Source organism: Pseudomonas sp. BIOMIG1BAC (genome assembly GCF_001705995.2).
Classification (GTDB): Bacteria; Pseudomonadota; Gammaproteobacteria; order Pseudomonadales; family Pseudomonadaceae; genus Aquipseudomonas; species Aquipseudomonas sessilinigenes.
In genome coordinates, this window is record NZ_CP049045.1 from 4,908,516 (window position 1) to 4,931,004 (window position 22,489).

A 22,489-nucleotide genomic window follows, 5' to 3' on the forward strand; every position below is an offset into this window, starting at 1 on the left:
CCAGTAAAAAGCCCGCATGGTAGCGGGCTTTTTTCGTCTATCCCCCGCCCCTTGGTTGTGATCGGGTACGAAGCGGCCGCGATACTGTGAGTGGCGAGGCTGCGTCCTCGTGCGCAGCCTCGCAAGCTCGGCAGCGGCGATAGGAGCACGCAGCCATCAAACCGAACCATCACTGAATTGCAGCGCTGCCAGTCGCGCATACAACGGGCTGCTGACAAGCAACTGCTGGTGGCTGCCTACCGCCACCAGGCGACCATGATCCATGACCGCAATGCGGTCGGCATTCTTCACCGTCGCCAGGCGATGGGCAATCACCAGGGTGGTGCGGTTCCTCATGAGGCTCGGCAAGGCCTGCTGGATCAGGTGCTCGCTTTGCGCATCGAGGGCGCTGGTAGCCTCGTCCAGCAACAGGATCGGCGCATCCACCAGCAAGGCCCGGGCAATCGCCAGGCGCTGGCGCTGGCCGCCAGACAGCCCCTGCCCCGCATCGCCCAGATGGGTCTGGTACCCCTGGGGCATCTGCTCGATGAACTCATGGGCATAGGCGATCCTTGCCGCCTCCTGGATCTGTTCCAGGCTCGCACCGGGATTACCGTAGCGAATGTTCTCCTCGATACTGCCGTAGAACAGCGCCGGGCTCTGGGACACCAGGGCAAAGCAACGGCGCAAGTCCAGCGGATCGAGACGGGTCAGGGGCACGCCATCGAGAAGGATCTGCCCCTGCTGCGGATCGTAGAAACGCAGCAGCAAATCATAGAGAGTGGATTTACCGGCACCCGAAGGCCCGACCAGTGCCAGGGTTTCTCCGGCCTGGATATTCAGGGAAAGGCCATCCAGGGCATAACGGTCCGGGCGCGACGGATAGGCGAACCGCAACCCCTCGAGCTGCAATGCGCCTTGCGCCCTAGCCGGCAGGCTCACCAATCCGCTCTCGGGCGCCAGGATGACGCTGTCTGCCCGCAACAGTTCGGCAATTCGCTCAGCAGCCCCTGCCGCCCGCTGCAACTCGCCGATCACCTCGCTCAAGGTCCCGAAGGCACTGCCGACGATCAGGCTGTAGAACACGAAGGCGGCCAGCTCACCGCCGGAAATTCGCCCGGCGATCACGTCCATGCCACCGACCCAGAGCATCACTCCCACGGCACCCAGAACCAGCACGATCACCAGGGTGATCAGCCAGGCCCTCTGGACAATGCGCTGGCGCGCCGTACGGAACGCCTCCTCCACAGTCACGGCAAAACGCTGCTCGTCCTGGGGCTGGTGGTTGTAGGCTTGGACTGTCTTGATCTGGCCGAGGGTTTCCGCAACATAGCTGCCGACATCGGCGATCCGGTCCTGGCTCAGGCGCGACAGGCTGCGCACCCGGCGACCGAAGAACAGGATCGGTACCAATACCAGCGGCAAGGCGATCACGACGATGCTGGTGAGCTTGGGGTTGGTGATAAACAACAGCACCACCCCACCCAGCACCATCAGGGCGTTGCGCAGGAATAACGACAAGGACGAGCCGATCACCGATTGCAGCAACGTGGTGTCTGCCGTCAGCCGGGACTGGATCTCCGAACTGCGATTGTTCTCGTAGAAGCCAGGGTGCAAGTAGATCAAGTGGTTGAACACCTGGCGCCGAATGTCCGCCACGCAGCGCTCGCCAATCCAGGACACCAGGTAAAAGCGCACGAATGTCCCCACCGCCAGGGCCAGCACCAGCAGCAGGAACAGGGCGATGGACTGGTTCAGCAGATGGGGGGACTGGGTCATGAAACCCTGGTCCACCAACAGCCGGATACCCTGCCCCATGGACAGGGTAATGCCCGCAGTCAGGATCAGTGCCAGCAAGGCTCCCAACGCCTGCCAACGGTAGGGAGCGATAAAGCGGCCGGCCAGTTTCAAGGCCCGGCGATGACGAGAAGAAAGCATGCCGTTCATCCATTGACGCACCAGCGTTCGATCCGTCGCAGCCTCGGCAACGAGATGAATTCGCAGGAACTTTGGTAAATCACAATGAGTCAGGTTGATTATGACCAGTAACACTAGGACCTAGAGATTATCGGTCTAATCTATGCCTGGCACTCCCCAGGTATTTCTGTTGGAGTGAAGTTACCGGGCCAGCCCTGGCGGTGATCTGTAACAGCTTGGTCACCCGGTCATTCTAAAGTAAGCACACAACCTGATGAGGAGACAGGCCATGTCCTTGCAACACAGCAGCAATGACAAGATTCAAGTAATTCGTACCCAGCCTAACCAGTCTCTGGGGTGTGCCATCATCGACGCCCAAGGCCGCGAAGTACCTATTACTGAAGACATGATCCAGAACGCCTGCCGCGAACTGGAAAAGCGACTGGTCAAGCCTGCTCGGCAAGATTGACACATAGCCTCACGTCCTCTTGACCCGGCCTGGTGGCCGGGTTTTTTATGGGCGTACCGCTAGACCTGGCTGGCTCCCAGGGCCCGGACGATCCTGCTCAAAGCCGCTGATTCGCCCTGGATTCGCACCTGCAAACCGTCAATCTCACGGCGCTCAGGGTAATGCTTGCGCAGCCCGTCGAAAGCACTGCGCTGCAGGGCGACGTTATCCGACAGGCTACGCCGAAAATCCGCATCGTCCCGGCGCGGGTCATACACCGCCCGGCAGATCGCTGCCAGGGCCCAGGCCGGATCGGCATTGGCATTCAGGCTGACCTGCGCCACCCAGGGGGCTGGCAGCAGGGTCTCCAGGCGAACCTGCTCGGCATGACCAAAATGCCGGCAGAACGCCTGGTAGATCTGCGCCGTCCCCCGTTGCTTGCCATCCAGGCTGTAGCCGGCGATGTGCGGCGTGGCCAGCACGCAAAGGTCGGCCAGTGCACTGTCCACCGTGGGTTCCTCCTCCCAGACATCCAGCACCGCCTGCAGGTCCTCGCGCTGCACCAGCACTTCACGCAGTGCACGGTTGTCCACCACCGGGCCCCGGGCGGCATTGATCAACCAGGTTCCCTGGCGCAGCCGCTCCAGGCGCTGGCGATCCAGCAAGTGCCAGGTACGATGCTCGCCATGCCGGGTCAGCGGCGTGTGCAGGCTGATGACATCACAACGCTCGAGCAACTGCTCCAGGCTGACATAGTCGCCACCTTCCACCGCCTGGCGCTGGGGATCACAGACCAGTACGTTCCAGCCCAGGCCGCGCAGCACCTCGATCAACCGCCCCCCCACCTCGCCAGCCCCGACCACGCCGTAACAGCGCCGGGCCAGGTCGACACCCTCGAGCTCGGCCAGGGTCAGCAGGCTGCCCAACACGTAATCCACCACGCCACGGGCGTTACATCCCGGCGCGCTGGACCAAGTGATGCCGGCCTGCTGGAAGTAGTCCAGGTCCAGGTGATCGGTACCGATGGTGCAAGTGCCGACAAAACGTACCGGGCTCCCCTCGAGCAAAGCCTGGTCGACCCGGGTCACCGAACGCACTAGCAGGACATCGGCCTGCGCTACGCTCTGCCGATCGATGGCGCGCCCGGGAAAGCGCCGGATCTCGCCGAAACCGGCAAAGAACTCATCGATCAGGGGAATGTTTTCGTCGGCAACAATCAACATGGCAGGCTCCTCTTGGGGAGCCGCAGTTTAGGCCCAGATCCAGGCACGAACCAGCACAGCGTGCAGGCGCAGAAAAATTGGCCACTGGGCATTACAAATCCACAACACGGGTTTTTTCCTGACTGCGGTGTCAACGCGTAGACTGTCGCGTCCTGCGCAACACCACCTATGGACGCTCCGCCCCGTGAATTCCGTGATCGACTCATCCACTCCCCTCCCCACCAGCCGTCCCGTGCGGGTTGGCCGTGAACTCAAGGATCTGCTGGCTCTTGCCCTGCCGATCATGATCGCCCAAGTGGCGACCACCGCCATGGGTTTCGTCGATGCCGTGATGGCCGGGCGAGTCGGCCCCCGCGACTTGGCGGCCGTGGCGCTGGGCAACTCGATCTGGATCCCGGTGTTCCTCTTGATGACCGGCACCTTGCTGGCCACCACGCCGAAAGTGGCCCAGCGTTTCGGCGCCGACAAGCTCGATGAAATCGGCCCGCTGGTGCGCCAGGCACTGTGGCTGGCCATCGTGGCCGGGATCTCGGCCATGCTGATACTGGTCAGTGCCGAGCCGGTGCTGCACCTGATGAAGGTCGATCCGGAGTTGATCGGGCCCTGCATGGGCTACTTGCACGGCATCGCCAGCGGCCTGCCCGCGGTAGCGCTGTATTACGTGCTGCGCTGCTTGAGCGATGGCCTGGGCCGCACGGTGCCGAGCATGGTCATCGGCCTCTGCGGCCTGGCCCTGAATATCCCCATCAACTACATCTTCATCTACGGTCATTTCGGCGTACCGGCCATGGGCGGTGTCGGCTGCGGCTGGGCCACGGCGATCGTGATGTGGGCCATGATGCTGGGCATGGCCGGCTGGATTCGCTGGGCCCCGGCCTACCGCAAGATTCAATTGTTCAGCCGTTTCGACTGGCCACAAGGAGCGATGATCGGGCGCTTGCTGAGCATCGGCCTGCCCATCGGCATCGCGGTATTCGCCGAATCGAGCATCTTCGCGGTGATCGCCCTGCTGATCGGCAGCCTGGGTGCCACGGTAGTGGCCGGACACCAGATTGCCCTCAACGTCAGCGCCCTGATGTTCATGATCCCCTACTCCCTGGCCATGGCGGTGACCGTGCGGGTCGGCCAGTCGCTGGGACGCCAGGAACCACGCAATGCTCGCTTCAGCGCCGGCGTCGGCATGGCCACCGCGCTCGTCTATGCCTGCCTGTCAGCGAGCCTGATGTTCTTCCTGCGCGAGCCTATCGCCTCGATCTACACCGCCGACTCGCTGGTGATCCAGGTGGCATCGATGCTGATCGTGTATGCCGCACTGTTCCAGTTCTCCGACGGCATCCAGGTGACTGCCGCCGGGGCACTGCGCGGCTACCAGGACACTCGGGTGACGATGATCCTGACCTTGTTCGCGTATTGGGGCATTGGTCTGCCGGTGGGCTATGCCCTGGGGCTGACCGAATGGTTCGGTGCCCCCAGGGGACCAAGCGGCCTCTGGGAGGGCTTGATCGTCGGCTTGAGCTGCGCCGCGCTGATGCTCTCGATCCGCCTGGTGCGCAGTGCACGCAAGCAGATTCGCATCAGCCGCTCGGCGAGTTAATCGAGCTTCTTGCGGATCCAGTAGAGGTAGGTCCCGGCCTCTTCCTGCTGCGCCACCAACTCGTGGTCCAGGAAGACGCAGAACTTGGGAATATCGCGGCGGGTGGACGGGTCGGTGGCAATCACCTTCAACAGTCCACCCGGCGGTAGATCACGAATGTGCTGGTGCAGCATCATCACTGGCTCCGGGCAGTTGAGCCCGGTGGCGTCGAGGGTGCCGTCAACCGGCGTATCGATGATTTGACTCATGGTTCACTCCTGAAACTGGCCGGCATTGTCGCGCAATGCCGGTCATGTGGCGAGGGACTCAGCGCGAGCGGGCGGGCTTGTGCTCCAGGCGGCGCAGGTGGCAGGTCACTTCCTCGCGATCGTGGTACAGCTGCTTGCAGCCAATGGCCACGCGAATCCCCCGGGCCTTGAACCCCTCTTCAATCCGCTCCAGCAAGCGCTTCACCTCGGCATAACGCTGCTTCATCGGCAGCTTCAGGTTGACCACTGCCTCGCGACAATGCCCCTCGCCGATCCACGTCTCCAGCAAGGCTGCGTTGCGCGCCGGTTTCTCGACGATGTCGCAGACCATCCAGTCCACCGGCTGACGGGGCTTGTAGGTGAAACCGTCGGCCATCAGGTGCTGGACCAGGCCTGTGTCCATCAGACTCTCGGCCATTGGCCCGTTATCGACCGCGGTCACCAGCATGCCGCGATTGACCAGTTGCCAGGTCCAGCCTCCCGGCGCAGCGCCCAGGTCGACGCCGGTCATGTCGCTGTGCAAGCGCTCGTCCCACTGCTCGCGGGGAATGAAGTGGTGCCAGGCCTCCTCAAGCTTCAGGGTCGAGCGACTGGGAGCTTCCCGGGGGAACTTCAGCCGTGGAATTCCCATGGGCCACATCGCCGAATTACCGGCATCGGCCAGCCCGACGAACACTTCGCGGCCACTCATGAACGTCAACAACAAGCGCGGCTTGCTGGCCTCCTCCACCAGCTTGCCGGCCCCGAGCAGGGCCTTGCGCAGCGGGCCTTCGAACTTCTTGCAAAAAGTCGACAGTTCCTTGCCGTCGTTGGTGTCCACCACTTCCAGCCATAAACTGCCGCACTGTGGGAAATGGGCCAGGTAGGCCAGGATCGCACTGACGCGATCGGTTTCCGGCAGATCGATGAAACCTCCCCGCGCCCACTGCCGGGGAAAGATCAGCTTGTCGAAGCTCAGGCCCTGCATCAGGCGTTGGGCCCCATCCTGCTCAGTGCAGATGAACTGCGCACAAGCAGTACCGGGCTTGGCCTTGGCATAACCGGGGACGTTCAGGTGAGCCGCGTGATCGGCGATCTCCGAACAGACTTCGCCCTCGAAACCGGGACGGCAATGGAAAAACAGGGTGTTCATTGAATCTCCTGGGCAACTGGCGATGAATCGATGCGCAAACCTGCCCGAAAGTGCCCTGAATCAATGGAAACAGGACAAGCGCAAAGCCTGTCACGAAAACCGGCGCATGATAACCGAGTTAGGAACCTTGGACTCAGGCTTGGAGTCCAGTGATTAGCGATAAGCCCCAAACAGAGCTAGGTTAATGCTCTGTTCGTACCCAAGGCCCGTAGCCGTGCGGGCTCAAAGGAGTCATTCAATGCCATCCCTCGATAGCCTGAAAACCCTTAAGACCCTAAAAGTCGAAGACAAGACTTACCACTACTTCAGCCTGCCGGACGCAGCCAAGAGCCTGGGTGATATCGACGCCCTGCCCATGTCGCTGAAAGTCCTGCTGGAAAATCTCTTGCGCTGGGAGGACAACCAAACCGTTACCAGCGCCGACCTCAAGGCCATTGCCGCCTGGCTCAAGGAGCGCCGCTCCGACCGCGAGATTCAATACCGCCCGGCCCGGGTGCTGATGCAGGACTTCACTGGGGTCCCCGCCGTGGTCGACCTGGCCGCCATGCGTGCAGCCATGGCCAAGGCCGGTGGCGACCCGCAACGGATCAACCCGCTGTCGCCGGTGGACCTGGTGATCGACCACTCGGTGATGGTGGACAAGTTCGCCAGCAGCAGCGCCTTCGAGCAGAACGTCGACATCGAGATGCAGCGCAACGGCGAGCGCTACGCTTTCCTGCGCTGGGGCCAAAGCGCCTTCGATAACTTCAGCGTAGTGCCACCGGGCACCGGCATTTGCCACCAGGTCAACCTGGAGTACCTGGGGCGTACCGTCTGGAGCAAGGATGAAGACGGACGCACCTATGCCTTCCCCGATACCCTGGTGGGTACCGATTCCCACACCACCATGATCAACGGGCTGGGTGTGCTGGGCTGGGGCGTGGGCGGGATCGAGGCCGAGGCGGCGATGCTTGGCCAGCCCGTCTCGATGCTGATCCCTGAAGTCATCGGCTTCAAGCTCACCGGCAAGCTCAAGGAAGGCATCACCGCCACCGACCTGGTGCTGACGGTCACGCAGATGCTGCGCAAGAAAGGCGTGGTGGGCAAATTCGTCGAATTCTATGGCGACGGCCTGGCCGACCTGCCCCTGGCGGATCGCGCCACGATCGCCAACATGGCGCCGGAATACGGAGCCACCTGCGGTTTCTTTCCGGTGGACGAGATCACCCTCGACTACCTGCGCCTGTCTGGTCGCCCAAGCGCGCTGGTGAAACTGGTGGAAACCTACAGCAAGGCCCAGGGCCTATGGCGCCTGCCGGGCAAGGAGCCGGTGTTCACCGATAGCCTGGCCCTGGACATGGGCACCGTGGAAGCCAGCCTCGCCGGACCTAAGCGCCCCCAGGACCGGGTCGCCCTGCAGAATGTCGGCCAAGCCTTCAGCGACTTCCTCGACCTGCAGTTCAAGCCCACCAGCAAGGAAGAAGGTCGCCTGGAAAGCGAAGGCGGTGGCGGTGTCGCCGTTGGCAACGCCGACCTGGTCGGGGAAGCCGACTACCAGCACGACGGCCAGACCCATCGCCTGAAAAATGGCGCGGTAGTGATCGCAGCCATCACCTCCTGTACCAATACCTCCAACCCGAACGTCATGATGGCAGCCGGCCTGGTGGCCAAGAAGGCCGTCGAGAAAGGCCTGCAGCGCAAACCCTGGGTCAAGAGCTCCCTGGCGCCAGGCTCCAAGGTGGTGACTGACTACTACCAGGCCGCAGGCCTCACTTCGTACCTGAACCAATTGGGGTTCGATCTGGTGGGCTACGGCTGCACCACGTGCATTGGCAACTCCGGCCCATTGCAGGAGCCGATTGAGAAAGCCATCCAGAAATCCGACCTGACCGTGGCTTCAGTGCTGTCCGGCAACCGTAACTTCGAGGGTCGGGTGCATCCACTGGTGAAGACCAACTGGCTGGCCTCTCCGCCCCTGGTAGTGGCCTACGCCCTGGCTGGCACGGTGCGCATCGACCTCAGCCGCGAGCCCCTGGGCCAGGGCAAGGATGGCCAGCCGGTGTACCTGAAGGACATCTGGCCCAGCAGCCAGGAAATTGCCGAGGCCGTCGCCCAGGTCAACACGCGCATGTTCCACAAGGAATACGCGGAGGTGTTTGCCGGCGACGCCCAATGGCAGGCCATCGAGGTGCCGCAAGCCGCTACCTACGTCTGGCAGGACGACTCGACCTACATCCAGCATCCGCCGTTCTTCGACGATATCTCAGGCCCCTTGCCAGAGATCAAGGATATCGGCGGCGCGCGGGTCCTGGCGCTCCTGGGAGACTCAGTGACCACCGACCACATCTCCCCTGCCGGCAACATCAAGGCCGATAGCCCGGCCGGGCGCTACCTGCGGGACAAGGGCGTGGAACCCCGGGATTTCAACTCCTATGGTTCACGGCGCGGCAACCATGAAGTGATGATGCGCGGCACCTTTGCCAACATCCGCATCCGCAACGAAATGCTCGGCGGCGAGGAAGGCGGCAATACGCTGTACATTCCCACCGGCGAGAAAATGGCGATCTACGACGCGGCCATGAAGTACCAGGCCACGGGCACGCCACTGGTGGTAATCGCGGGGCAGGAGTACGGCACCGGCTCGAGTCGCGACTGGGCGGCCAAAGGCACCAACCTGTTGGGGGTCAAGGCGGTCATCGCCGAGAGCTTCGAGCGCATCCACCGCTCCAACCTGGTGGGCATGGGCGTGTTGCCGCTGCAGTTCAAGACCGGCCAGGATCGCAAGAGCCTCAAGCTCAGCGGTCGCGAGACCCTGGATATCCTTGGCCTCAGCGGCACGCAACTGGCCCCGCGGATGAACCTGCAACTGGTGATCATCCGCGAGGATGGCAGCCGTGAGCAGATCGAGGTGCTGTGCCGCATCGACACCCTGAACGAAGTGGAATACTTCAAGTCCGGGGGGATCTTGCACTACGTCTTGCGCCAGTTGATCGCGGCCTGATCCGTGACAGCCACAGACACCGCCTTCGGGCGGTGTTTTTTATTGGGTTAACGCACACAAATCGACTGGCTATAATCCCCGCCCGCCAAACCTGACCGACCAGTCACAACAACGACTACAGATCAGGCGCCGGACAACGTCTCTGCAATACCCATTCTTTCGCAACAAGGATTCCCCATGACCGCTCTGCCATGGATGTACCTGGCACTCCTTTCCCTTGGCTATGCACTGGCCCTGAGCTACGGGCAACTGGGGCTGCTGGCCGCCCTCTCGCTCTTGCTGTTGTTGTGCGCCGGCTTCGCCGTGCGCCAGCAGCGCAGCACCATTGGCCAATACCTGGGCCACGGCCTGTTCGTGGTCGTCGCCCTGGCCCTGGCCATGCACTGGCTGCCGGGCTTCTACAATGGGCGCGCCATCGATCCGCAACGCCTCACTGATGACGCCGTGCCGTTTTCCCTGTACCTGAACCAGGACAAGCCACTGATCGGCTTCTGGCTGCTGTTGGTGTGCCCCTGGATCATTGGTCGGCGCTCTCTGCGCCTGTCGCTGTGTGCCAGCGTCCTGGCCCTGCTCTTGTGTGCCATCACTGCGCTGGGCGGCGCCTTGCTGCTGGGCATCATCAGCTGGGCTCCCAAATGGCCGGACCAGGCCTGGCTGTGGGTACTGAACAACCTGCTGCTGGTGACCTTGGTGGAAGAGGCGCTATTCCGGGGCTATATCCAGGGAGGCCTGAGCCGACGCCTGAAACACCTGCCCTACGGCGAGAACCTGGCCCTGCTCGCCTCGGCCCTGCTATTCGGCCTGGCACACCTGGGAGCCGGCTGGCAATGGACGCTGCTGGCGAGCGTCGCCGGGATCGGGTACGGTCTGGCGTATCGGTTCGGGGGCCTGGGAGCCGCGCTGGCCACCCACTTCGGACTGAACCTGCTGCATTTCGGGCTTTTCACCTATCCAATGCTCGCCGGATAGGTCCGGACACTGCAAAACCGCAAGCAAATTGCCCAAACCAGTACTTCAGAAGTATTGACTGCCAAGGAAGAAGGTCAATGATTAGCCCCTCGCCAACGCCGGTGGATGCCGGCGCCGCATACGACGACACAACACACTCTGCCAATGAGACCGAATGCCAATTATTGAAAAATAGTTTCAATAATAAGCCGAAGCGGCCGATCACTTATCAAAGCCTTGCGGATTGAAAAAACATGCGTAATAACCAGCCTGTCACTCAGCGCGAACGTACCTTCCCGGCTCAACAACGGTTGATTTCCACGACCGATGCCAAGGGCGTCATCACCTACTGCAACGACGCCTTCGTCGAGATCAGTGGGTTCTCCCGCGAAGAACTGGTTCGCGCGCCGCACAACCTGGTACGCCACCCGGATGTGCCAGCGGCGGTATTCGCCCATATGTGGACCACCTTGAAACAAGGCCTGCCATGGATGGGTATCGTCAAGAACCGCTGCAAGACCGGCGATCACTACTGGGTCAACGCCTACGTGACCCCGGTGTTCGAAGGCAGCAAGGTCGTGGGCTACGAATCGGTACGGGTCAAGCCCACCGCCGAACAGGTGCGCCGCGCCGAATCCCTCTACAAGCGGATCAACCAGGGCAAATCGGCCATTCCCAAACGCGACAAGTGGCTGCCGATACTACAAGACTGGCTGCCGTTCATCCTGGTCAGCCAACTGAGCTTCATGATCGGTGCCTGGCTCAACTCCCACTGGGGCTTCGTCCTGGCCGCCGGTCTCTCGGTGCCACTGGGCCTGCTGGGCCTGACCTGGCAACAGCGCGGCCTCAAGCGCCTGCTGCGCCTGGCCGAACAGACCACCTCGGACCCCCTGATCGCGCAGATGTACACCGACAGCCGGGGTGCCCAGGCACGCCTGGAAATGTCGATCCTGAGCCAGGAAGCACGACTCAAGACCTGCCTGACCCGCCTGCAGGACACCGCCGAGCACCTCAACGAGCAGGCCCGGCAGTCCGATACCCTGGCCCACAACAGCTCCAGCGGCCTGGAGCGCCAGCGCCAGGAGACCGAACAGGTCGCCACCGCGGTCAACCAGATGGCGGCCACGACCCAGGAGGTCGCCAGCCATGTACAGCGCACCGCCGATGCGACCCAGGAAGCCAATCGCCTGACTGGCCGAGGCCGTAACATCGCTGGGGAAACCCGTGAAGCCATCCAGCGCCTGTCGGTGGTGGTGGGCGAAACCGGCCAGACCGTGACCCAGCTGGCCAAGGACAGCGACGAAATCGGTGGCGTCGTGGATGTGATCAAAGGCATCGCCGACCAGACCAACCTGCTGGCCCTCAACGCAGCCATCGAAGCGGCTCGTGCCGGGGAAATGGGTCGTGGTTTTGCCGTGGTGGCCGATGAAGTGCGCCAATTGGCGCAACGCACCAGCGAGTCCACCGGGCAGATCCACACCCTGATCGCCAAGCTGCAGCAAACCGCTGCCAGTGCGGTGCAGACCATGGACGCTGGCCATCGCCAGGCCGAAGAAGGCGTGGCCCGAGTGCTGGAAGCCGACCAGGCGCTGGTGGGCATCAGCGAAGCCGTGGCCAACATCACCGACATGACCACCCAGATCGCCGCCGCGACCGAGGAGCAAAGTTCGGTGGCCGAGGAGATCAGCCGCAACATCAGTACCATCGCCCAATTGGCCGACCAGACCTCGGAGCAAGCACAGCACTCGGCCGAACTCAGCGAGGCCCTGACCCATACCGCGCACACCCAGTACTCTCTGGTAGAACGCTTCAACCGCTAGGCCCAGGGCCAGGCAATAAAAAACCGGAAGCCACTGCTTCCGGTTTTTTTTGCCCGACAATCCTTACCCCTGCCCCCGGAGGAATCCAGCGACCCGGCATGCCGTGGACTCAAGATGCTCTTCGTGGGTATGTCCGGATGCCTTCAGGGGCTTTAGGTCATGATCTGCCGCCGACAACCAGCACAGCTCGATGCTTGGCGCCAACGCGTAGCCCTCCACCGCCTGGCGATTGCCCAGGGCATCGCGCTCCCCCTGCACGATCAGCGTTGGCGTGGCCAGGCTCGCCAGATGCGCCACCCGTGGCTTCTCGGGCTTGCCAGCGGCATAGAAGGGATACCCCAGGCAGACCAGGGCATCGGCCTGTAGCTCATCGGCCAGCAAACTGGCCATGCGTCCCCCCATGGACTTGCCTCCGACCGCCAACCTTCCGGTGACATAAGGTCGCACCGCGGCATACACCTCACGCCAGCACTCCAAGAGTTTGGGGGCCGGGTTGGGAGGGCGCTTGCCACCATCGAGGCGTCGTTGCGCCATGTATGGAAATTCGAAACGCAAGACATTCACGCCATGCCTGGCAAGGCGTACGGCAATATCGCCCATGAACGCGCTGTCCATTGGTGCACCGGCGCCATGCGCCAGGATCAGCGTCGGCGCCTCCTGCGGCACGACGCCACAAGCGGTCTCCCACAGCCAGCCCCGGTCCTGCACGCACTGCCCCCATTGATCCCCGTCAATACTGGCCTTGTGCTCATTGCTCATGCTTGCCTCGCTTTTAGTCTGCCTATAACTCCAGACGAAGTGGACGCATACCGCCTCGCGCAGTCGCTTTCACTTCAGCTGAACCGTGGATGGGGAACCATGAACACTTCTATCAGTACCGCCTACAACTACAAGGTGGTCCGCCAATTCGCCATTATGACGGTGGTGTGGGGCATCGTCGGCATGGGGCTCGGGGTTTTTCTCGCAGCCCAGTTGGTGTGGCCCGAACTTAACTTCGATCTACCGTGGACCAGCTTCGGTCGCCTGCGGCCCTTGCACACCAACGCGGTGATTTTCGCTTTCGGTGGCTGTGCACTGTTCGCCAGCTCGTTCTATTCGGTACAACGTACCTGCCAGACCACCCTGTTCGCGCCGAAGATCGCCGCGTTCTGCTTCTGGGGCTGGCAACTGGTGATCCTGTTGGCGGCTATCAGCCTGCCACTGGGCTACACCAGCTCCAAGGAATACGCCGAACTGGAATGGCCGATCGATATCCTGATCACCATTGTCTGGGTCGCGTATGCCATCGTGTTCTTCGGCACCCTGGCCCAGCGTAAAACCAAGCACATCTATGTCGGCAACTGGTTCTTCGGTGGCTTCATCATCACTGTGGCCATCCTGCATATCGTCAACAACCTGGAGGTGCCAGTCAGCCTGACCAAGTCCTACTCGCTGTATGCCGGTGCGACCGACGCCATGGTGCAATGGTGGTACGGCCACAACGCCGTGGGCTTCTTCCTGACGGCAGGCTTCCTGGGGATGATGTACTACTTCGTGCCCAAGCAGGCCGAGCGCCCGGTGTACTCCTATCGCCTGTCCATCGTGCACTTCTGGGCACTGATCACCCTGTACATCTGGGCCGGTCCGCACCACCTGCACTACACCGCACTGCCGGACTGGGCCCAATCCCTGGGCATGGTCATGTCGCTGATCCTCCTGGCTCCGAGCTGGGGCGGCATGATCAACGGCATGATGACCCTCTCGGGGGCCTGGCATAAGCTGCGCAGCGACCCAATCCTGCGGTTCCTGGTGGTATCCCTGGCGTTCTACGGCATGTCGACCTTCGAAGGCCCGATGATGGCCATCAAGACCGTCAACGCCCTCTCCCACTACACCGACTGGACCATCGGCCACGTACACGCCGGCGCCCTGGGCTGGGTAGCGATGATCTCCATCGGCGCCCTGTACCACCTGATCCCGAAAGTCTTCGGCCGCGAGCAGATGCACAGCATCGGCCTGATCAATACCCACTTCTGGCTGGCTACCATCGGCACCGTGCTCTACATCGCCTCGATGTGGGTCAACGGTATCGCCCAGGGCCTGATGTGGCGTGCGGTCAACGAAGACGGCACCCTCACCTACTCCTTCGTCGAAACCCTGGTGGCCAGCCACCCAGGCTTCATCGTACGACTGGTAGGTGGTGCGATCTTCCTCAGCGGCATGCTCCTGATGGCCTACAACACCTGGCGCACCGTGCGTGCCGCGGTGCCAGCCGAAGTCAACGCTGCAGCGCAGATGGCCTGAGGAGTCCGCCATGAAACACGAAACGATTGAGAAAAACGTCGGCCTGCTCATGCTGCTGATGATCTTCGCGGTGAGCATCGGCGGTCTGACCCAGATCGTCCCGCTGTTCTTCCAGGACGTCACCAACAAGCCGGTGGAAGGCATGAAGCCCTATACCGCGCTGCAACTCGAAGGCCGCGACATCTACATTCGCGAAGGCTGCGTACAGTGCCACTCGCAGATGGTCCGCCCCTTCCGCGCCGAGACCGAGCGCTACGGCCACTATTCGGTAGCCGGTGAGAGCGTCTGGGACCACCCATTCCTGTGGGGTTCCAAGCGTACCGGTCCGGACCTGGCCCGTGTCGGCGGCCGCTACTCCGATGACTGGCACCGTGCGCACCTGTACAACCCGCGCAACGTCGTGCCCGAGTCGAAGATGCCGGCCTACCCATGGCTGGTGACCGCTCCGGTGGACAGCAGCCATACCGAAACCAAGCTCAAGGTCATGCGCACCCTGGGCGTGCCTTACACCGACGAAGACATCGCCGGTGCCACCGCCTCGCTCAAGGGCAAGACTGAAATCGACGCCCTGGTGGCCTACCTGCAAGTGCTTGGCACTTCGATCAAGAGCAAGAGGTGAGCCATGGGTTTTGAACTCGATAGCGGCATGATCCGCGGGCTCGGGACCCTGGTGGTGATGATCGCCTTTGTCGGCCTGTCGATCTGGGTCTTCAACGCCAAACGCAACCCCGAGTTTGCCCAGGCACGCTTGCTGCCCTTCGCCGACGATCCGGCACCGGGCACGGCGCACGCCGGTCAACCATCAGATGACGCTCAACCTCAAGAGCCTGTAACAAGGAGCATTCGGCCATGACCACCTTCTGGAGTACGTGGATCTGCGTACTGACCATCGGCAGCCTGATCGGCCTGACCTGGCTGCTGGTCGGCACCCGCAAGGGTGAAACCAAGGGCAGCGTGGACCAGACCATGGGGCACGCGTTCGATGGCATCGAGGAGTATGACAACCCCCTGCCGCAATGGTGGTTCCTGCTGTTCGCCGGCACCCTGGTATTTTCCGTGGGCTACCTGATCCTCTACCCGGGCCTGGGCAACTGGAAAGGCGTCCTGCCGGGCTATGAGGATGGCTGGACCCAGAACAAGGAATGGGAAAAGGAAATGGCCAAGGCGGACGTGAAGTTTGGTCCGATCTTCGCCAAATTCGCTGCCATGCCCGTTGAAGAAGTGGCCAAGGACCCACAAGCGCTGAAAATGGGCGGACGCCTGTTTGCCTCCAACTGCTCGGTCTGCCACGGCTCCGACGCCAAGGGTGCCTTCGGCTTCCCCAACCTGGCTGACGACAACTGGCGCTGGGGCGGCGATGCCGACACCATCAAGGCCACCATCATGGGCGGCCGCATGGCCGCCATGCCGGCTTGGGGTGAAGTGCTCAAGGAAGACGGGGTGAAGAACGTCGCTGCCTATGTACGTCATGAACTGGCCGGCCTGCCGCTGCCAGCCGATAACGACGCCGACCTGGTAGCCGGCCAGCAAGCCTTCAGCACCACCTGCGTGGCTTGCCACGGTGCGAATGGCAAGGGCACCGCCATCATGGGCGCGCCGGACCTGACCCAACCAGCCGGCTTCATCTACGGCACCAGCCTGGCCCAGTTGCAACAGACCATCCGCCACGGTCGCCAAGGTCACATGCCTGCGCAGAGCGAACTGCTCGGCAATGACAAGGTGCAACTGCTGGCAGCCTACGTCTACAGCCTGTCCCACAACAGCAGCAACAAGCCTCAAGCTGCAAGCGACAAGTAAAAGATCAACGGCAAGCTGCGAGTCTTCACTTGCAGCTTGCCGCTTCAAACTTCCCCTCTGCTTCTTTGCGACCAAGTGTCGCACCCTCCTCCCCCGCCACGTTTGCACCGATCCGAATCAGGTCTAGGCTTATTCGCAAATGGGCTGGTACAGATCGCTCGCTGACCGATCCATTCGTGACATTCGAAAGCTTTTGTCCGATGACAGGCCGTAAGGGCTGGTTTATACCGGCTGTCGACTCGATGACCACCTGTCAGTTGATCAATGGGCTTCAACACACTCGGTTACAAGTAACTCGATAGCTCGAGTTTTTTACCCGCTGCGACATTTTGTCCGAGGGCATTTTTTGTCCCTACTCGGCATAGGGAAAGGCCGCAGAATCAGGCATGGAACGCATTGACGCAGGTCATGGCGCGTTGCAATGACCCCCTGCTTTCTCCATACTTGCGACCGATTTTTATCCCTAATAAAACACCCAAACCGTGGAACCTTAGAATGAGCACAGCAATCAGTCCGACTGCTTATAACTATAAGGTAGTCCGCCAGTTCGCCATCATGACGGTGGTCTGGGGGATCCTTGGCATGGGGCTCGGTGTCTTCATCGCCTCGCAACTGGTATGGCCGGAGTTGAACTTCGGCCTGCCGTGGACGACGTTTGGACGCCTGCGCCCGCTGCACACCAACCTGGTGATCTTCGCCTTCGGTGGATGTGCATTGTTTGCCACCTCTTACTATGTCGTGCAGCGAACCTGCCAGACGCGACTGATTTCCGACAGCCTTGCGGCCTTCACCTTCTGGGGATGGCAAGCGGTGATCGTCGGTGCCATCGTGACCCTGCCCCTGGGTTACACCACCACCAAGGAATACGCCGAACTGGAATGGCCCCTGGCTATCCTGCTGGCGATTGTGTGGGTCACCTACGGCCTGGTGTTCTTCGGCACCATCACCAAGCGCAAGACCAAGCACATCTACGTGGGCAACTGGTTCTACGGTGCCTTCATCGTGGTGACCGCGATGCTGCACATCGTCAACCACGCCTCCCTGCCGGTCAGCTTCTTCAAGTCCTACTCGGCCTACGCCGGTGCGACCGACGCGATGATCCAGTGGTGGTACGGCCACAACGCCGTGGGCTTCTTCCTGACCACCGGCTTCCTGGGGATGATGTACTACTTCGTACCCAAGCAGGCCGAGCGCCCGATCTACTCCTATCGCCTGTCCATCGTGCACTTCTGGGCGCTGATCACCCTGTACATCTGGGCCGGTCCGCACCACCTGCACTACACCGCGCTGCCGGACTGGGCCCAGTCCCTGGGCATGGCCATGTCGATCATCCTGCTGGCTCCGAGCTGGGGCGGCATGATCAACGGCATGATGACCCTCTCGGGCGCCTGGCATAAGCTGCGCACCGACCCGATCCTGCGGTTCCTGGTGGTATCCCTGGCGTTCTACGGCATGTCGACCTTCGAAGGCCCGATGATGGCCATCAAGACCGTCAACTCGCTGTCCCACTACACCGACTGGACCATCGGCCACGTACACGCCGGCGCCCTGGGCTGGGTAGCGATGATTTCGATCGGCGCCCTGTACCACCTGATCCCGAAAGTCTTCGGTCGTCAGCAGATGCACAGCATCGGCCTGATCAATACCCACTTCTGGCTGGCTACCATCGGTACCGTGCTCTACATCGCCTCGATGTGGGTCAACGGCATCACCCAGGGCCTGATGTGGCGTGCAATCAACGATGACGGCACCCTCACCTACTCCTTCGTCGAAGCGCTGCAAGCCAGCCACCCGGGCTTCATCGTTCGCGCCCTGGGCGGCGCGTTCTTCGCCGGCGGCATGCTGATCATGGCGTACAACGTGTTCCGCACCGTTCGCGCCTCTAACCCGGCTGAAGCTGAAGCCGCTGCTCAGATCGCTGTAGTTGGAGCTCACTGATGAAGCATGAAGTAGTCGAGAAGAACATTGGCCTACTGGCCTTCTTCATGGTCATCGCCGTCAGTATCGGCGGCCTGACCCAGATCGTCCCGCTGTTCTTCCAGGACGTCACCAACAAGCCGGTGGAAGGCATGAAGCCACGCACCGCGCTGGAACTGGAAGGTCGTGATGTGTACATCGCCAACGGCTGTGTCGGCTGCCACTCGCAGATGATCCGTCCGTTCCGTGCCGAAACCGAACGTTATGGCCACTATTCGGTCGCTGGTGAAAGCGTCTGGGATCACCCATTCCTGTGGGGTTCCAAGCGCACCGGCCCTGACCTGGCCCGCGTCGGCGGTCGCTACTCCGATGACTGGCAACGCGCGCACTTGTACAACCCGCGCAACGTTGTCCCCGAGTCGAAAATGCCGGCCTATCCGTTCCTCGTAGAAAACAAGCTCGACGGCAAAGACACCGCGAAAAAAATGGAAGTCCTGCGCACGCTCGGCGTTCCCTACACCGATGAAGACATCGCCGGTGCCAAGGATGCTGTGAAGGGCAAGACCGAAATGGACGCGCTGGTGGCCTATCTGCAAGGCCTGGGCACCATCATCAAAAGCAAACGGTGATCTAGATGGATATCGGGATGATTCGTGGCCTGGGCACCCTCGTCGTGATGGTGGCCTTCGTCGGCCTGGCACTGTGGGTATTCAGTCCCAAGCGCAAGTCCGAGTTTGAAGACGCGACCTTGCTGCCGTTCGCGGATGATCCCGACGCCATCAAGCACGTCGAGCAAGCTTCTAGGAGTAACAAAGAATGACTACGTTCTGGAGTCTGTACGTCACAGTCCTCAGTCTGGGTACCATCTTCGCCTTGACCTGGCTGCTGCTGTCGACCCGCAAGGGCCAGCGCGCCGAGCAGACCGACGAGACGGTCGGCCACTCCTTCGACGGGATCGAGGAGTACGACAACCCACTGCCCAAATGGTGGTTCATGCTGTTCGTCGGCACCATCGTCTTCGCCCTGGGTTACCTGGTGCTGTACCCGGGCCTGGGCAACTGGAAAGGCGTCCTGCCGGGCTACAACTATCTCGATAACGAGAAGCAGACAGCATTCGCCAACGGCCAGTCCGGCTGGACCGGCGTGCACGAGTGGGAAAAGGAAATGGCCCGCTCCGACGCCAAGTTCGGCCCGATCTTCGCCAAGTACGCTGCAATGCCGATCGAGGAAGTCGCCAAGGATCCGCAAGCCCTGAAAATGGGTGGCCGCCTGTTCGCGTCCAACTGCTCGGTCTGCCACGGCTCCGACGCCAAGGGCGCCTATGGCTTCCCTAACCTGACCGACGCCGACTGGCGCTGGGGCGGCGAGCCGGAAACCATCAAGGCCACCATCATGGGCGGTCGTCACGCCGTGATGCCGGCCTGGGTGGATGTGATCAAGGAACAAGGCGTCAGCGACGTTGCCGCCTATGTCCTGACCAACCTCGATGGTCGCAAGCTGCCGGAAGGCATCAAGGCCGACCCGGCCAATGGCCAGAAGCTGTTCGCCGCCAACTGCGCGGTCTGCCACGGTCCGGAAGGCAAGGGCACCCCAGCCATGGGCGCGCCTAACCTGACTCACCCCGCAGCGTTCATCTACGGCTCGAGCTTTGCGCAGCTGCAGCAGACCATTCGCCACGGTCGCCAGGGCGTGATGCCTGCCCAGGAACAACTGCAAGGCAATGACAAGGTTCACCTGCTGGCCGCTTATGTCTACAGCCTGTCCCACGGTGCCAAGCAAGCTGACGCCGAATAAGCGCCAAGCTTGAAGGCAACACCCGACGGCCCCGCCAATGCACATTGGCGGGGCCGTTTTTATTCAAGCGCTGCCCTTATCCGACATCGACCTGGACAATCGTCCGAACCAACAATTGCACCGCGCCATTGGCTGCTCCGCGCAAGATTCGAAAGGCACCGGGAACAAAACAGTCCATACTCCACAAGTCAATTGATTCAGGTCACTACACCATCGATTGATTTCCCCCAACGCGACCAAAGGTCGCACCATTGCAACGGAGCTAGAGGCGTATCATTGCGCCACTGCAACACCCTTCTGACCCCGGTCGGCACGTACTGACCGAGGCGTTTTTCCACTGCCGTGGGATGCAATGATGAGCAATCAGATTCCTGTACACGATGTAACCCCTCCTGCCAAAAACGCCAACAAAAGCGTCGACCTCTACGCCTCCAGGGAAAAAATCTACACCCGCGCCTTCACCGGCCTGTTCCGCAACTTGCGGATGGTGGGCGGAGCCGGCCTGTTCCTGCTGTATTTCGGCACCGTCTGGCTCAACTGGGGAGGCCACCAAGCCGTCTGGTGGAACCTGCCGGAACGCAAGTTCTTCATCTTCGGCGCCACCTTCTGGCCCCAGGATTTCATCCTGCTATCGGGCATGCTGATCATCGCGGCCTTCGGCCTGTTCTTCATCACCGTCTACGCCGGGCGTGTCTGGTGCGGCTACACCTGTCCGCAGAGCGTCTGGACCTGGATCTTCATGTGGTGCGAAAAGGTCACCGAAGGTGACCGCAACCAGCGCATCAAGCTGGACAAGGCGCCGATGAGCGCCAACAAGTTCCTGCGCAAGTTCAGCAAGCACAGCCTCTGGTTGCTGATCGGCTTCGTCACCGGCATGACCTTCGTCGGCTACTTCTCGCCGATCCGCGAACTGGTCATCGACTTCTTCACCGGCCAGGCCGATGGCTGGTCATATTTCTGGGTCGGCTTCTTCACCCTGGCCACCTACGGCAACGCCGGCTGGTTGCGTGAGCAGGTGTGCATCTACATGTGCCCCTACGCCCGCTTCCAGAGCGTGATGTTCGACAAGGACACCCTGATCGTGTCCTACGACCCACGCCGTGGCGAAGGCCGCGGCCCACGCAAGAAAGGCGCCGACTACAAGGCCCAGGGTCTGGGCGACTGCATCGACTGCACCATGTGCGTCCAGGTCTGCCCGACCGGTATCGATATCCGCGACGGCCTGCAGATCGAGTGCATCGGCTGCGCGGCCTGCATCGACGCCTGCGACAGCATCATGGACAAGATGGACTACCCTCGCGGGCTCATCAGCTACACCACCGAACACAACCTTTCGGGGCAGAAAACCCATAAACTGCGTCCGCGCCTGATCGGCTACGCCCTGGTGCTGCTGGCCATGATCAGCCTGCTGGTCACCGCGTTCTTCATGCGCTCCCTGGTGGGCTTCGACGTCAGCAAGGACCGAGTCCTTTACCGCGAGAACGCCGAAGGCCGGATCGAGAACGTCTACAGCCTGAAGATCATGAACAAGGACCAGCGCGACCATACCTATGTACTGGACGCCACCGGCCTGCCGGACCTGAAGCTGCAGAGCAAGCGCGAAATCCACGTGGTGGCTGGCGACATCGTCAGCATGCCAGCGGAGCTGTCGATCGCTCCGGACCAACTGCCATCGACCACCAACGAGGTGAAATTCATCCTCAAGGACATCGACGATGACAGCGTCCAGATCGAAGCCAAGAGCCGATTCATCGGCCCACAAATTCGTTAAGAGAAATGACCATGCCTACAGCCGTTGCCACAAACCCCTGGTACAAGCACCTCTGGCCCTGGATCATCATCGGCATCCTCGCCTGCTCGGTCACCCTGACCTTGTCCATGGTGACCATTGCCGTGAACAACCCGGACAACCTGGTCAACGACAACTACTACGAGGCCGGCAAAGGCATCAACCGCTCCCTGGATCGCGAACTGCTGGCCCAGACCCTGAAGATGCGCGCCAGCGTGCACCTTGACGAACTGACCGGCGAAGTCGAGCTGCGCCTGAGCGGCAACAGCCAGCCCAAGACTCTCGAGCTGAACCTGATCTCCCCGACCCAGCCGGAAAAAGACCGCAAGATCGTCCTGACCCGTAGCGAGACCGAGCATGGCCGCTATATCGGGCAGGTCAACGACCAGGTCGAAGGTCGGCGCTTCGTCGAGTTGCTGGGCGTCGAAGGCGACAAGACCTGGCGCATGTTCGAAGAAGAACAGGTCAGCCATGACAAGGACCTGCTGCTGGGCGACGAGCCCCTGCAAGGTGCTGAAGATCTGAACTGATCGACACCCGCCATACATCGCCGGCCTGACGCCTCCCTGCCCCCCGGGCAGGAGTCGACTGGCCGGCGATGAGTTTTTCCCAGAGCCAAA

At 61.7% G+C, this 22,489-nt stretch carries 20 protein-coding genes; 15 read left to right on the forward strand and 5 right to left on the reverse strand.

Translation table 11 applies throughout. The features are described 5' to 3' along the window. Positions 1-156: 156 nt before the first annotated feature. Complete coding sequence (locus ATY02_RS22875; RefSeq protein WP_164823708.1) at positions 157-1,926, reverse strand: ABC transporter transmembrane domain-containing protein; 1,770 nt, start codon at positions 1,924-1,926, stop codon at positions 157-159. 259 nt (positions 1,927-2,185) lie between these two features. Here ATY02_RS22875 and ATY02_RS22880 point away from each other — a divergent pair, with 259 nt between their 5' ends. Beyond that, positions 2,186-2,365 carry a PA1571 family protein gene (locus ATY02_RS22880; protein ID WP_011060254.1) on the forward strand — a complete coding sequence of 60 codons (180 nt, stop codon included), beginning with the start codon at positions 2,186-2,188 and terminating at the stop codon, positions 2,363-2,365. 59 nt (positions 2,366-2,424) lie between these two features. On the opposite strand, the gene pdxB is transcribed toward ATY02_RS22880, so the two are convergent. After that, positions 2,425-3,567, reverse strand: coding sequence for a 4-phosphoerythronate dehydrogenase PdxB (gene pdxB / locus ATY02_RS22885; protein WP_068587878.1), 1,143 nt, complete (start codon positions 3,565-3,567; stop codon positions 2,425-2,427). Positions 3,568-3,751: 184 nt separating this feature from the next. Here pdxB and ATY02_RS22890 point away from each other — a divergent pair, with 184 nt between their 5' ends. Then, complete coding sequence (locus ATY02_RS22890; RefSeq protein ID WP_068587880.1) at positions 3,752-5,161, forward strand: MATE family efflux transporter; 1,410 nt, start codon at positions 3,752-3,754, stop codon at positions 5,159-5,161. Here the strand turns inward: ATY02_RS22890 and tusA are convergent. Further along, on the reverse strand, positions 5,158-5,409 hold the full coding sequence (gene tusA, locus ATY02_RS22895; protein WP_011060251.1) for a sulfurtransferase TusA: 252 nt from the start codon (positions 5,407-5,409) through the stop codon (positions 5,158-5,160). The two genes, ATY02_RS22890 and tusA, sit on opposite strands and share 4 nt — an antisense overlap. A 58-nt stretch (positions 5,410-5,467) precedes the next feature. Continuing rightward, positions 5,468-6,541: a 23S rRNA (cytidine(2498)-2'-O)-methyltransferase RlmM gene (gene rlmM, locus ATY02_RS22900; protein WP_068587881.1), complete on the reverse strand. Its 1,074-nt coding sequence runs from the start codon at positions 6,539-6,541 to the stop codon at positions 5,468-5,470. Positions 6,542-6,779: 238 nt separating this feature from the next. Here rlmM and acnA point away from each other — a divergent pair, with 238 nt between their 5' ends. From acnA to ATY02_RS22915, 3 genes are all read left to right on the forward strand, one after another. Further along, entirely contained in the window at positions 6,780-9,521 is a 2,742-nt protein-coding gene (gene acnA, locus ATY02_RS22905) for an aconitate hydratase AcnA (RefSeq protein ID WP_068587883.1), read from the forward strand. A 177-nt stretch (positions 9,522-9,698) separates the two neighbouring features. After that, on the forward strand, positions 9,699-10,490 hold the full coding sequence (locus ATY02_RS22910; RefSeq protein WP_068587885.1) for a CPBP family intramembrane glutamic endopeptidase: 792 nt from the start codon (positions 9,699-9,701) through the stop codon (positions 10,488-10,490). Between the two features lie 233 nt (positions 10,491-10,723). Further along, positions 10,724-12,289: a methyl-accepting chemotaxis protein gene (locus ATY02_RS22915; protein ID WP_068587887.1), complete on the forward strand. Its 1,566-nt coding sequence runs from the start codon at positions 10,724-10,726 to the stop codon at positions 12,287-12,289. Between the two features lie 63 nt (positions 12,290-12,352). Here ATY02_RS22915 and ATY02_RS22920 read toward each other — a convergent pair whose 3' ends face one another. Continuing rightward, positions 12,353-13,048 carry an alpha/beta family hydrolase gene (locus tag ATY02_RS22920; RefSeq protein ID WP_068587889.1) on the reverse strand — a complete coding sequence of 232 codons (696 nt, stop codon included), beginning with the start codon at positions 13,046-13,048 and terminating at the stop codon, positions 12,353-12,355. Positions 13,049-13,147: 99 nt separating this feature from the next. Between ATY02_RS22920 and ccoN (ATY02_RS22925) the strand changes: the two genes are divergently transcribed. From ccoN (ATY02_RS22925) to ATY02_RS22970, 10 genes are all read left to right on the forward strand, one after another. Further along, positions 13,148-14,572, forward strand: coding sequence for a cytochrome-c oxidase, cbb3-type subunit I (gene ccoN, locus ATY02_RS22925; protein ID WP_068595880.1), 1,425 nt, complete (start codon positions 13,148-13,150; stop codon positions 14,570-14,572). 10 nt (positions 14,573-14,582) lie between these two features. Next, entirely contained in the window at positions 14,583-15,191 is a 609-nt protein-coding gene (gene ccoO, locus ATY02_RS22930) for a cytochrome-c oxidase, cbb3-type subunit II (RefSeq protein WP_068587740.1), read from the forward strand. Between the two features lie 3 nt (positions 15,192-15,194). Beyond that, entirely contained in the window at positions 15,195-15,425 is a 231-nt protein-coding gene (locus ATY02_RS22935) for a cbb3-type cytochrome oxidase subunit 3 (protein WP_068587738.1), read from the forward strand. Then, on the forward strand, positions 15,422-16,369 hold the full coding sequence (ccoP, locus tag ATY02_RS22940) for a cytochrome-c oxidase, cbb3-type subunit III (protein ID WP_124346255.1): 948 nt from the start codon (positions 15,422-15,424) through the stop codon (positions 16,367-16,369). The genes ATY02_RS22935 and ccoP (ATY02_RS22940) overlap by 4 nt, the downstream gene beginning before the upstream one ends. Before the next feature lie 495 nt (positions 16,370-16,864). Further along, positions 16,865-18,307, forward strand: a complete 1,443-nt coding sequence (ccoN, locus tag ATY02_RS22945; protein ID WP_124346254.1) for a cytochrome-c oxidase, cbb3-type subunit I — start codon at positions 16,865-16,867, stop codon at positions 18,305-18,307. Next, the gene (gene ccoO / locus ATY02_RS22950) at positions 18,307-18,915 is read left to right on the forward strand and encodes a cytochrome-c oxidase, cbb3-type subunit II (protein WP_011060240.1); all 609 of its coding nucleotides are present in this window, start codon (positions 18,307-18,309) and stop codon (positions 18,913-18,915) included. Before ccoN (ATY02_RS22945) ends, ccoO (ATY02_RS22950) begins: the two co-directional genes overlap by 1 nt. A gap of 5 nt (positions 18,916-18,920) precedes the next feature. Further along, positions 18,921-19,106, forward strand: a complete 186-nt coding sequence (locus ATY02_RS22955) for a CcoQ/FixQ family Cbb3-type cytochrome c oxidase assembly chaperone (protein WP_025128824.1) — start codon at positions 18,921-18,923, stop codon at positions 19,104-19,106. Next, positions 19,103-20,080: a cytochrome-c oxidase, cbb3-type subunit III gene (gene ccoP, locus ATY02_RS22960; RefSeq protein ID WP_068588102.1), complete on the forward strand. Its 978-nt coding sequence runs from the start codon at positions 19,103-19,105 to the stop codon at positions 20,078-20,080. Before ATY02_RS22955 ends, ccoP (ATY02_RS22960) begins: the two co-directional genes overlap by 4 nt. Positions 20,081-20,435: 355 nt before the next feature. Further along, positions 20,436-21,851 carry a cytochrome c oxidase accessory protein CcoG gene (gene ccoG, locus ATY02_RS22965; protein ID WP_068588098.1) on the forward strand — a complete coding sequence of 472 codons (1,416 nt, stop codon included), beginning with the start codon at positions 20,436-20,438 and terminating at the stop codon, positions 21,849-21,851. An 11-nt stretch (positions 21,852-21,862) separates the two neighbouring features. After that, positions 21,863-22,399, forward strand: a complete 537-nt coding sequence (locus tag ATY02_RS22970) for a FixH family protein (RefSeq protein ID WP_068588105.1) — start codon at positions 21,863-21,865, stop codon at positions 22,397-22,399. Positions 22,400-22,489 lie beyond the last annotated feature (90 nt).

Excerpts from the sequence above, each read along its gene's own strand:
- ATY02_RS22875 (WP_164823708.1), bottom strand. The coding sequence starts at position 1,926 with ATGAACGGCATGCTTTCTTCTCGTCATCGCCGGGCCTTGAAACTGGCC.
- ATY02_RS22880 (WP_011060254.1), top strand. The coding sequence starts at position 2,186 with ATGTCCTTGCAACACAGCAGCAATGACAAGATTCAAGTAATTCGTACC.
- pdxB (WP_068587878.1), bottom strand. The coding sequence starts at position 3,567 with ATGTTGATTGTTGCCGACGAAAACATTCCCCTGATCGATGAGTTCTTT.
- tusA (WP_011060251.1), bottom strand. The coding sequence starts at position 5,409 with ATGAGTCAAATCATCGATACGCCGGTTGACGGCACCCTCGACGCCACC.
- rlmM (WP_068587881.1), bottom strand. The coding sequence starts at position 6,541 with ATGAACACCCTGTTTTTCCATTGCCGTCCCGGTTTCGAGGGCGAAGTC.
- acnA (WP_068587883.1), top strand. The coding sequence starts at position 6,780 with ATGCCATCCCTCGATAGCCTGAAAACCCTTAAGACCCTAAAAGTCGAA.
- ATY02_RS22910 (WP_068587885.1), top strand. The coding sequence starts at position 9,699 with ATGACCGCTCTGCCATGGATGTACCTGGCACTCCTTTCCCTTGGCTAT.
- ATY02_RS22915 (WP_068587887.1), top strand. The coding sequence starts at position 10,724 with ATGCGTAATAACCAGCCTGTCACTCAGCGCGAACGTACCTTCCCGGCT.
- ATY02_RS22920 (WP_068587889.1), bottom strand. The coding sequence starts at position 13,048 with ATGAGCAATGAGCACAAGGCCAGTATTGACGGGGATCAATGGGGGCAG.
- ccoN (WP_068595880.1), top strand. The coding sequence starts at position 13,148 with ATGAACACTTCTATCAGTACCGCCTACAACTACAAGGTGGTCCGCCAA.
- ccoO (WP_068587740.1), top strand. The coding sequence starts at position 14,583 with ATGAAACACGAAACGATTGAGAAAAACGTCGGCCTGCTCATGCTGCTG.
- ATY02_RS22935 (WP_068587738.1), top strand. The coding sequence starts at position 15,195 with ATGGGTTTTGAACTCGATAGCGGCATGATCCGCGGGCTCGGGACCCTG.
- ccoP (WP_124346255.1), top strand. The coding sequence starts at position 15,422 with ATGACCACCTTCTGGAGTACGTGGATCTGCGTACTGACCATCGGCAGC.
- ccoN (WP_124346254.1), top strand. The coding sequence starts at position 16,865 with ATGAGCACAGCAATCAGTCCGACTGCTTATAACTATAAGGTAGTCCGC.
- ccoO (WP_011060240.1), top strand. The coding sequence starts at position 18,307 with ATGAAGCATGAAGTAGTCGAGAAGAACATTGGCCTACTGGCCTTCTTC.
- ATY02_RS22955 (WP_025128824.1), top strand. The coding sequence starts at position 18,921 with ATGGATATCGGGATGATTCGTGGCCTGGGCACCCTCGTCGTGATGGTG.
- ccoP (WP_068588102.1), top strand. The coding sequence starts at position 19,103 with ATGACTACGTTCTGGAGTCTGTACGTCACAGTCCTCAGTCTGGGTACC.
- ccoG (WP_068588098.1), top strand. The coding sequence starts at position 20,436 with ATGAGCAATCAGATTCCTGTACACGATGTAACCCCTCCTGCCAAAAAC.
- ATY02_RS22970 (WP_068588105.1), top strand. The coding sequence starts at position 21,863 with ATGCCTACAGCCGTTGCCACAAACCCCTGGTACAAGCACCTCTGGCCC.